This is a genomic window from Peribacillus sp. NPDC058002, from assembly GCF_042886655.1.
Classification (GTDB): domain Bacteria; phylum Bacillota; class Bacilli; order Bacillales; family DSM-1321; genus Peribacillus; species Peribacillus aracenensis.
Genome location: NZ_JBHVQU010000430.1, coordinates 1 through 2,074 on the forward strand (window position 1 = coordinate 1; position 2,074 = coordinate 2,074).

Genomic DNA, 2,074 nt, shown 5'->3' on the forward strand with positions numbered 1-2,074 from the left:
GATTCAGTACCTTGTAATAGATTGAGTGTACAAAGATTTCCCCCAATGATTGTCCCAGCAGCTTCACCTTCTTGAATGACCATGTATCCAGCATTCGGGTGGAAGGTGCGCTCATCCTGTTCTAAATGCCATGAATCATCACTCCACGTTTCACTTGGATCAAGATAAAATCCTTCACTTTCAATTACAGCCTTTTTAAAATATTCCATCGTATATTCCAGACCAGCCTTCATCCCGAAAGTCGAGAAATGTGGACCTGAATATGTAGTTAAGCCTGTTTTATTATATATGGCCAATAAAATTGCGGTTATATCACTATACCCCATCAACACTTTTGGATTTTCCTTAATCAAATCATAGTCGATATACCGTAACAATTGGTTAGCATTATATCCCCCGATGGCTGTAAAAATCCCCTTCACATTCGGATCCCTGAACGCATCATGCAAATCCTCGATCCGGTCTTCGATCGAATTCGAGAAAAAGTCATCATGGAACAAAACCGTTTCACCATATGTCACTTTAAAACCAAGTTCAGTCAATCTTTCTTCTGCCAATCTGCGTTGTTCCCCTTTGACAATCGCCAAGCTTCTTGAAGGAGCGATTACGCGTATTTCATCCCCTGCTTTTAAACGGGAAGGCTTCATATCTTTATCCCCCTAAATTAATTACATTCTGTCGTTATTTTAGCAGAAATGGTGAACAAAGAAAAACCAAGACCCTTAATGGCATTCACACAACTCATTTTACTTCCTGATTAACCTGATTTACCTCCTTAATGAGATTCTCTCGTATTCCGACGTGCCATAATCAGGATTGAAGAAAGAAATGTTTATGCATCTCCTGCCTCATTTGGATTACATGTTTTTTCAGTCAGAGACCTTGAATCTAAAAGACCCACCGTACCCCACCAATTTCCTTACATAAAGAAAAGACCAGCTATCAACTGGTCTTTGGGTTATTGCCTTAGCAGCAGAATGAAGCGCCGATGATGATCAATAGAATGAACAAGACAACGATTAATGCGAAGCCTGATCCAAATCCGCAGCAACCGCCGCCGCCATATCCGTATCCACCGCCGCCGTATCCACCTCCACCATAACCGTACCCTGGTCCTGCAACATTTCCACCATATCCGTACATAAAGTTTCACTCCTTTTAGAATTCTGATTTCTCTTTACACCTTACCATATGTCAATACGCCCGCCTCGGTCTGTGCATTTGCCTATTTTTCTGGATTTTTAAAAAAACTTCAATCAGCACCATCTTCACCGCTAATCATTCAATGTCTGAAATACCACGATTAACCATGAAAAATGTCAAAAAAACGTTTTATATTTATTGTGTTACTTCAAAATTGGGATATAATAAGGAAAAAACAATTCTTAGCCTTTTTAAGCTATCACCATACCTACATGGATACATAAAAGGCAATACGGGGGAACATAATTGAAAACGAACGCAAAACCCTTCATCCCTTTCGCTGCAATTGCCACGATCCTTCTAATCAGCTATATCCTTCAAAAAGTCCCAAAAACATATGGATCAGATGATTCGATAAATGTTTATCAAAAATTCCAATCAGGCCAGCCCATTCAGTATCTTGTCATTGGTGACAGTATCGGAAGAGGGTCCGGAGCTGAAAATCCTAATCTAACCTGGTTCAAACAGTTGGAAAATAAGATGAATGATGTCAATGATATACCTTTACACGGTGACTATGTAGTCCAAAGCGGATCCACTGCTTTTGAAGGGCTATTCAAGCTCTCGCAAAGAAGGGAGCATGATCATAAAGATCTGATTTTCTTCGTTTTTGGTGAAAATGACCGCAAATATATGAATGTCGATGATTTTACCATGACATATGAAGCGTTAATGAGGAAGGCAAAACGCCTCCACCCTAATGCTGAATTATTCACAATAACAGAGAGTTCCTTGAAATATGAGGAATTTGCTTCAGCCATCGGACTTTTATCCAAACACTACGGTGCAACGAATGTGGATATGCGACCAGTATTCAAAAATTCAGGATATACGGAAAAACAGCTTACCAGAGATTTGATTCATCCAAATG

3 protein-coding genes are annotated in these 2,074 nt (G+C 39.7%); 1 reads left to right on the top strand and 2 read right to left on the bottom strand.

The features are described 5' to 3' along the window. Positions 1–647: S66 family peptidase (locus tag ACFVSH_RS25955; protein ID WP_387708663.1), on the bottom strand; the 647-nt coding region annotated here is incomplete at its 3' end. A gap of 319 nt (positions 648–966) precedes the next feature. Further along, a complete protein-coding gene (locus tag ACFVSH_RS25960; protein WP_387604167.1) occupies positions 967–1,143 on the bottom strand; it encodes a YjcZ family sporulation protein in 177 nt (58 codons plus the stop codon). 306 nt (positions 1,144–1,449) lie between these two features. Here ACFVSH_RS25960 and ACFVSH_RS25965 point away from each other — a divergent pair. Next, a partial coding sequence (locus ACFVSH_RS25965) for an SGNH/GDSL hydrolase family protein (protein ID WP_387708665.1) occupies positions 1,450–2,074 on the top strand: 625 nt, incomplete at its 3' end.